Origin of the sequence: Burkholderia sp. Ac-20345 (genome assembly GCF_017104825.1) — a bacterium.
Taxonomy (GTDB): domain Bacteria; phylum Pseudomonadota; class Gammaproteobacteria; order Burkholderiales; family Burkholderiaceae; genus Burkholderia; species Burkholderia lata_B.
Genome location: NZ_JAAGPO010000052.1, coordinates 52444 through 59977, shown reverse-complemented (window position 1 = coordinate 59977; position 7534 = coordinate 52444). Strand labels below are relative to the sequence as shown.

Below are 7534 nucleotides of genomic sequence, written 5' to 3'. Positions count from 1 at the left end.
CCGCTTCCTTCAGGCGCACGGCTTCTTCAACCGCGATTTCGTCGAACGGGTTCATCGACATCTTCACGTTCGCGATGTCGACACCCGTGTTGTCCGACTTCACGCGGACCTTCACGTTGTAATCGACCACTCTTTTCACTGGCACCAGGATTTTCATGCACACGCTCCAAAGTTACGAATACGACCAGAGGCCATTCTATAGCGAGGCCTCATGACTGCGCGGCCAAGCGGACCCAACCTTCGTGGTTGTCGAGGATACCGCTTCTTGGCGACGCGCCAATGATAGCGAACGGTCGTTCTATTTTAAAAGAGAAAAAACCCGGACGCAAAGCCCGGGTTTTCGATCATCGACTCTAATCTCGCCGGGCGCCCCGTGCTTCGCCCGTTACCAGGCGGCAATGACCGCTCCGCCGAACTTGCCTTCAATGAACTGCTTCACATCGGCCGAATGATAGGCCGCGACCAGTTTCGCGACCCACGGCTTGTTCCGGTCCGCCTCGCGGATCGCCAGGATGTTCGCGTACGGGCCGTTCGGGCCCTCGATCGCGATCGCGTCCTGTTTCGGTTTCAACCCCGCTTCCATCGCGTAGTTGGTGTTGATCGCGGCCGCGTCGACGTCGCCGAGCGAGCGCGGAATCTGCGCCGCATCCAGTTCGACGATCTTCAGCTTGCGCGGATTGTCGACGATATCGAGCGGTGTCGCCTTCAGCCCCGCGTCCGCGCGCAGTTTCAGCAGGCCCTGCTTTTGCAGCAGCAGCAGCGCACGGCCGCCGTTGGTCGGATCGTTCGGAACCGCGATGCGCGCGCCCGGCTTCAGTTCGGCCAGCGACTTCACGCGCTTCGAATAGATGCCCATCGGGAACGTGACGGTATCCGCGACCTCGATCAGCTTGTAGCCGCGATCCTTCACCTGCGCCTGCAGATACGGATCGTGCTGGTAGCTGTTCGCGTCGAGGTCGCCCGACGCGAGCGCGGCGTTCGGCTGCACGTAATCGGAGAATTCGACGATGCGGATGTCGAGGCCGCTCTTCGCCGCGACCTTCTTCACCGCTTCCATGATCTGCGCGTGCGGCCCGCCCGTCACGCCCACCTTGATGGTTTCGGCCTGCGCGTGCGCGCCCGCGAACAGCGCGGCCGCGCCCAGTGCCGCCGCGAATTTCAGCATGAAGCGTCGTTGCATCGTGTGTCCCCTAACGGATCAGTGTTGTTTTACTTGTGGCTCAGCCGGCGGACGAGCCAGTCGCCGAACGACTGCACGATCTGCACGAACACGATCAGGATCGCGACCACCGTCCACATCACTTCGGGCAGATAGCGCTGGTAGCCGTAGCGGATCCCGAGATCGCCGAGGCCGCCACCGCCGATCGCGCCCGCCATCGCCGAATAGCCGACCAGCGACACGAACGTGATCGTCAGGCCCGCCACGACGCCCGGCAGCGATTCCGGCAGCAGCACCTTGAAGACGATCTGCGACGTGGTCGCACCCATCGATTGCGCGGCCTCGATCAGCCCGCGGTCGACTTCGCGCAACGCCGTCTCGACGAGACGCGCGATGAACGGCGCGGCCGCGAGCGTCAGCGGCACGACCGCCGCGGCCGTGCCGATCGACGAACCCGTGATGAGACGCGTGAACGGAATCACGGCGACCAGCAGGATGATGAACGGCGTCGAGCGGACGGCATTCACGATGCCGCCGAGCACGCGATTCACCGCGAGGTTCTGCATCACGCCCTGGCGGTCGGTCAGGTAGAGCAGCACGCCGAGCGGAAGGCCGACGAGCGCGCCGACCACTCCGGAGATGCCGACCATGATCAGCGTCTCCCAGAACGACTGCACGAACATATCGAACATCTCACTCAACATACGAAAGCTCCTCTACCACCACACCTTGCTCGCGCAGGAACGCGAGCGCCTGCCCGACCTTGCCCGGCTCGCCGCCCGCGAGCACCGCGAGCGAACCGAATGCCTGCCCCTGGATCTCGTCGATCTGGCCGTGCAGGATGTTGAAATCGAGTTCGTACCGGCGGATCGTCTCCGACAGGATCGGCTGGTCGACACCCGAGCCCGTGAACGCGAGCCGCAGCAGATGCCCGCTGCCCGTCTTCAGTCGCTCGGTCACGCGCGCCTTCAGCGCGGGCGGCAATTCCTGCGCGATCACGTCGCCGATCAGCGCGCGCGTCACTTCGTGATGCGGCTGCAGGAACACGTCGATCACGCGGCCTTCCTCGACCACGCGCCCTGCATCGAGCACGGCGACGCGATCGCACACCTGCTTGATCACTTCCATCTGGTGCGTGATCAGCACGATCGTCAGCCCGAGTTCGCGGTTGATGCGCTTCAGCAGGTCGAGGATCGAACGCGTGGTCTCGGGATCGAGCGCGGACGTCGCTTCGTCCGACAGCAGCACCTTCGGCTGGCTCGCGAGCGCGCGTGCGATGCCGACGCGCTGCTTTTGCCCGCCGCTGATCTGCGCCGGATAGCGATCCTTCTGCGCGGACAGCCCGACGAGGTCGAGCAGCGGCAGCACGGCGGCCTCGATCTCGGCACGACTTGCGCCGGCCAACTCGAGCGGCAGCGCGACGTTGTCGAACACCGTACGCGACGACAGCAGGTTGAAGTGCTGGAAGATCATGCCGATCTCGCGGCGCGCCTCGCGCAGCGCGCCGGCCGGCAGCAGCGTGAGATCGCGCCCGCCGACGACGACATTGCCTTCGGTCGGCCGCGTGAGCAGGTTGATGGTGCGCACGAGCGTGCTCTTGCCGGCGCCGCTGCGGCCGATGATGCCGAACACCTCACCCTGCGGGATCGTCAGGTTGATGTTGCGCAGCGCCTCGACCCAACCGCCCGGCCCGGGAAATCGCTGCGAAAGATTGCGTAATTCGATCATGTAAACAAAACGGCGGCCGGCCGGCGAGTTGGCCCGCCAGTCGGCCGCCGATGCATCTGGAATAACCGTCGATTTTACCGCAAACCCCTCATTCCCCTTAATAATCGATTTCGATCTTTTCATAACCACACGAAATTAGAGGAGCGCCGCTGGCGCGTCGCGACGGTGCCGCGACTATGATCCGGAACACACATGCCAACCGACAGGGGACACGCCAGATGACCGCCACCACCACGCCGGCCGCCGTACCCGCTAACGCCGGACCGACGCCTTCGTCGTCGCCCGCGCCGACCATGGGCCGGCTGCGTACCGCGGACGGGCTCGAACTGGCGTCGTACCGCTGGACGGCCAGCGACGGCGCCGCGCCGCCGCGCGCGACGATCGCACTCGTGCACGGCCTTGCCGAACATGCAGGCCGCTATGCCGCACTCGCCGGCCGGCTGAATGCGGCCGGCATCGACGTGCTCGCGATCGACCTGCGCGGACACGGCCAGTCACCCGGCAAGCGTGCGTGGGTCGAGCGCTTCGACGGCTACCTGAACGATGCGGATGCGCTGGTCGCCGAAGCCGCGCGCGGCAATTCGCCGCTGTTCCTGATGGGGCACAGCATGGGAGGCGCGGTCGCGGCGCTGTATGCGATCGAACGCGCGCCGGCACGCGGCCACTCGCTGACGGGCCTCGTGCTGTCGAGCCCGGCGCTCGCGCCGGGACGCGACGTGCCGCGCTGGATGCTCGCGGTGAGCCGCGTCATCAGCCGCGCATGGCCGACCTTCCCCGCGATCAAGATCGATGCAGCGCTGCTGTCGCGCGATCCGGCCATCGTTGCGGCCAATCGCGCCGACCCGCTCGTGCATCACGGCGCGGTGCCCGCGCGCACCGGTGCGGAGATTCTCGACGCGATGGCACGCATCGAAACCGGCCGCGGTGGGTTGCGCGTTCCGGTGCTCGTCTATCACGGTACCGAGGACAAACTGACCGAGCCCGACGGCAGCCGGGCGTTCGGTGCGCGCGTCGGCTCGACCGATCGCACGCTGACGCTATACGAAGGCGGCTTTCACGAAACGATGAACGATCTCGAACGCGATCGCGTGATCGACGCGCTGATCGCGTGGATTCACGCGCGCGTGCCGGCACGCTGAGCGCACACGGCACGGCGGGTCGAACGCCAATCAGATGCCGGCCAGCACGCGCAGGTGCGCAACGACGCTGCGCCCGAGCGCGGACAGGTTGTAGCCGCCTTCGAGGCAGCTCACGATGCGGCCCTGCGCATGCCGCCGCGCCACGTCGACGATTTGCGCGGTCAGCCATTCGAAGTCGGCTTCGACGAGGCCGAGGTTGCCGATGTCGTCCTCGCGATGCGCATCGAAACCCGCCGACACGAACAGCATCTGCGGCTTGAACGCATCGAGGCGCGGCAGCCAGAACATGTCGACGGCTTCGCGGATCGCCATCCCGTTGCTGCGCGCGGGCATCGGCAGGTTGACCATGTTCGGCGCCTGGTGATCGACGCCGGAGAACGGGTACAGCGGATGCTGGAAGAAGCTGCACATCAGCACGCGCTCGTCGTTCGCGAATGCGGCCTCGGTGCCGTTGCCATGGTGCACGTCGAAGTCGATGATCGCGACACGCTCGAGACCGTGTACGTCGAGCGCATGCCGCGCGGCGATCGCGACGTTGTTGAAGAAGCAGAAACCCATCGCACGCGCGGGCTCCGCATGGTGGCCGGGCGGACGGACGCCGCAGAACGCATTCGCATAGCGGCCTTCGATCACCGCGTCGGTCGCCGCGATCGCGGCACCGGCCGCGCGCAGCGCCGCGCGCCACGTATCGCGGTTCATCAGTGTATCGGGATCGATCTCGACGTAGCCGTCGACCGGCGTCATGCTCCGGATATAGTCGATGTGCGCCTGCGTATGCACCCGGCCCAGCGCCACCTCGCTCGCGAACGGTGCGGTTTCGTGCACGATCAGGTCGTCGATGCGGCTCGCGATCAGTTGATCCTGGATCGCCGACAGGCGGGCCGGGCATTCCGGATGCCATTCCCCCATCTCGTGCAGCATGCAGTCGGGGTGCGTATAGAAAGCGGTTGCCATAAGCTGTCATCCACGGCGCACGGTGCGCCGCAGGTCTCCATCAATGATGTCCATCGTCTGCCGCGAATTCGCCGCTAACTTACCACAACGGGGGCCCGCCACGCCCCGGCGCGCCGGATCCGTCGGGTATACTGCGCCGAACCCAATCGCCCTGTCCGCCCGCTTCGACATGAATTCCAGCAAGCCTGCCGCCCTTCTCTCCGCGCTGTTCCGTGTGCGCGTCCCGCTCGTTGCGGCCGCGGTGGTCGCGGCCCTCGGCACCGCACCTGCCGGCGCGCAGACGCAGCCCGCGAAGTCCGCGGGCAAGCTCGTCGCACAGGCCCAGCCGCAGCAGCCGACGCCGCAAGGCCAGACCTTCGAAGAGGAAATCGTTCCGCAGCGTTACGCGAACAACGCGAAGGTCGACGCATTCATCGACGAGATGGTGAGCCGCAACGGCTTCGACTCCACCAGCCTGCACGCGCTGTTCTCGCGCATCAGCTATTCGGCGACGGCCGTCAAGCTGGTGAGGCCGGCCCCGTCGCCGACGGTCAAGAACTGGCGCGTCTATCGCTCGCGCTTCATCGAGCCGATCCGCATCAACGCGGGCGTGAAATTCTGGAAGGCGAACCAGGCAACGCTGCAGCGTGCATCCGAGCAGTTCGGCGTGCCGCCCGAGGTGGTCGTCGGCATCATCGGCGTCGAGACGATCTACGGCCGCTACATGGGCAATTTCCGCGTGCTCGACGCGCTGACGACGCTCACGTTCGACTACCCGGACACGCCGAATCGCGACAGCCGCCAGGCGACGTTCCGCAAGAACCTCGAGGACTTCCTGGTCTGGACTCGCGACAACCAGCTCGACCCGACCACCGTGCTCGGCTCGTATACGGGCGCGATCGGGATCCCGCAGTTCCTGCCGAGCAGCATCCGCGAATACGCGGTCGACTTCGACGGCACGGGCCATGTCGACCTGCGCAGCAGTCCTGTCGATGCGATCGGCAGCGTCGCGAACTACCTGAAGCAGCACGGCTGGGAAACCGACCGCCCGGTGGTCTGGCAGATCACGCCCGATACGGGCAGCCTGGGAATCGCACAGGCCGCCGCCGACGGCCAGCCCGAACCGCACTGGGCGCTGTCGCAACTGATGCGCGCGGGCATGACGCTGAACGAGCCGACGGTCAACATCACCACCGAAGCCGGTACGCCCGTGACGGTAGTCGACCTGCCGTCGCCGGGTCGCGCGACCGAATACATGCTCGGGCTCAAGAATTTTTACGTGCTGACGCGCTACAACCGCAGCTTCTTCTACGCACTCACCGTGTACCAGCTCGGCGAGGCCGTGAAAGCACAGATGGAAGCGAGCGGCGCGCTTCAGCCGGCCACCACCGACACCGAATCGCAGTAAGCACCGACTGCCCAAAGAAAAAGCGCCGCACAAGCGGCGCTTTTTTTTCGCACGCGCTCGACGCGCGCCTGCCCGCGTTCAGGCGGGAAACACGCCCGTGGACAGGTAGCGGTCGCCGCGATCGCAGACGATGAACACGATCGTCGCATTCTCGACCTGACGCGCGATGCGCATCGCGACTTCGCATGCGCCGCCCGACGAAATGCCCGCGAAGATGCCTTCGACCGACGCGAGCCGGCGCGCCATCGTTTCCGCCGCGGCCTGGCTCACATTCTCGACACGGTCGACGCGGCTGCGATCGAAGATGGTCGGCATGTACGCTTCCGGCCACTTGCGGATGCCCGGAATGCGCGAACCTTCCTCCGGCTGCGCACCGACGATCTCGATCGCCGGATTCTGCTCCTTCAGATAGTGCGACGTGCCCATGATCGTGCCCGTCGTACCCATTGCCGACACGAAATGCGTGATGCGCCCTTCGGTATCGCGCCAGATTTCCGGGCCCGTCGCTTCGTAGTGTGCAATCGGATTGTCGGGGTTCGCGAACTGGTCGAGGATCACGCCCTTGCCTTCGCGCTGCATCTCGTCCGCGAGATCACGCGCCAGCTCCATCCCGCCCTTCACCGGCGTCAGGATGATTTCGGCGCCGTAGGCGGCCATGCTCTGGCGGCGCTCGACCGACAGGTCCTCCGGCATGATCAGCACCATCTTGTAGCCGCGGATCGCCGCTGCCATCGCGAGTGCGATACCCGTGTTGCCGCTCGTCGCCTCGATCAGCGTGTCGCCCGGCTTGATGCGCCCGCGCGCCTCGGCCTTGCTGATCATCGACAGTGCGGGACGATCCTTCACGGAACCGGCCGGATTGTTGCCTTCGAGCTTCGCGAGCACGACGTTGTTGCGCGCGCGAATCTCGTCGTCCGGCAAGCGGACCAGTTGGACGAGCGGCGTATTGCCGATCGTGTCTTCGATAGTTTTGTAAGCCATGGATATACCGTAAGTACGAGGCCGATCAATCAATCGATTGTAAACCAGCACCGCTGCTCGCGCCGGCAACCCCATTGCGACGATGGAATACGCGTGCCGTGCAACGCGTGGCCGCCACATACGCCGTGCCCACGCAAAAAACCCGCGGCATGCCGCGGGAAGCCGTCGCAACGACGGCGACTGAAG

7 protein-coding genes and 1 pseudogene are annotated in these 7534 nt (G+C 65.6%); 2 read left to right on the top strand and 6 right to left on the bottom strand.

From position 1 onward, the window contains the following. From G3O06_RS20165 to G3O06_RS20150, 4 genes and pseudogenes are all read right to left on the bottom strand, one after another. A pseudogene (locus G3O06_RS20165) lies at window positions 1–157 on the bottom strand (electron transfer flavoprotein subunit beta/FixA family protein); the annotation flags it as partial. A gap of 228 nt (window positions 158–385) precedes the next feature. Then, window positions 386–1180 carry a MetQ/NlpA family ABC transporter substrate-binding protein gene (locus G3O06_RS20160; RefSeq protein WP_205817246.1) on the bottom strand — a complete coding sequence of 265 codons (795 nt, stop codon included), beginning with the start codon at window positions 1178–1180 and terminating at the stop codon, window positions 386–388. Window positions 1181–1209: 29 nt separating this feature from the next. Further along, window positions 1210–1863 carry a methionine ABC transporter permease gene (locus G3O06_RS20155; protein WP_174918106.1) on the bottom strand — a complete coding sequence of 218 codons (654 nt, stop codon included), beginning with the start codon at window positions 1861–1863 and terminating at the stop codon, window positions 1210–1212. After that, on the bottom strand, window positions 1853–2887 hold the full coding sequence (locus tag G3O06_RS20150; protein WP_174918105.1) for a methionine ABC transporter ATP-binding protein: 1035 nt from the start codon (window positions 2885–2887) through the stop codon (window positions 1853–1855). Before G3O06_RS20150 ends, G3O06_RS20155 begins: the two co-directional genes overlap by 11 nt. Window positions 2888–3105: 218 nt before the next feature. Here G3O06_RS20150 and G3O06_RS20145 point away from each other — a divergent pair, with 218 nt between their 5' ends. After that, window positions 3106–4026 carry an alpha/beta hydrolase gene (locus G3O06_RS20145; protein WP_205817245.1) on the top strand — a complete coding sequence of 307 codons (921 nt, stop codon included), beginning with the start codon at window positions 3106–3108 and terminating at the stop codon, window positions 4024–4026. 30 nt (window positions 4027–4056) lie between these two features. Here the strand turns inward: G3O06_RS20145 and G3O06_RS20140 are convergent, their stop codons facing one another. Further along, the gene (locus G3O06_RS20140; RefSeq protein WP_011351344.1) at window positions 4057–4980 is read right to left on the bottom strand and encodes a histone deacetylase family protein; all 924 of its coding nucleotides are present in this window, start codon (window positions 4978–4980) and stop codon (window positions 4057–4059) included. Window positions 4981–5023: 43 nt separating this feature from the next. Between G3O06_RS20140 and mltB the strand changes: the two genes are divergently transcribed. Beyond that, window positions 5024–6367 (top strand): lytic murein transglycosylase B, encoded by a 1344-nt coding sequence (gene mltB / locus G3O06_RS20135; RefSeq protein WP_205817244.1) that lies wholly within the window; start codon window positions 5024–5026, stop codon window positions 6365–6367. Window positions 6368–6445: 78 nt separating this feature from the next. Here mltB and cysM read toward each other — a convergent pair whose 3' ends face one another. Beyond that, entirely contained in the window at window positions 6446–7348 is a 903-nt protein-coding gene (gene cysM / locus G3O06_RS20130) for a cysteine synthase CysM (RefSeq protein ID WP_174918101.1), read from the bottom strand. Between the last annotated feature and the right edge of the window lie 186 nt (window positions 7349–7534).

Coding starts and splice junctions, on each gene's coding strand:
- G3O06_RS20160 (WP_205817246.1), bottom strand. CDS start 1,180: ATGCAACGACGCTTCATGCTGAAATTCGCGGCGGCACTGGGCGCGGCC.
- G3O06_RS20155 (WP_174918106.1), bottom strand. CDS start 1,863: ATGTTGAGTGAGATGTTCGATATGTTCGTGCAGTCGTTCTGGGAGACG.
- G3O06_RS20150 (WP_174918105.1), bottom strand. CDS start 2,887: ATGATCGAATTACGCAATCTTTCGCAGCGATTTCCCGGGCCGGGCGGT.
- G3O06_RS20145 (WP_205817245.1), top strand. CDS start 3,106: ATGACCGCCACCACCACGCCGGCCGCCGTACCCGCTAACGCCGGACCG.
- G3O06_RS20140 (WP_011351344.1), bottom strand. CDS start 4,980: ATGGCAACCGCTTTCTATACGCACCCCGACTGCATGCTGCACGAGATG.
- mltB (WP_205817244.1), top strand. CDS start 5,024: ATGATGTCCATCGTCTGCCGCGAATTCGCCGCTAACTTACCACAACGG.
- cysM (WP_174918101.1), bottom strand. CDS start 7,348: ATGGCTTACAAAACTATCGAAGACACGATCGGCAATACGCCGCTCGTC.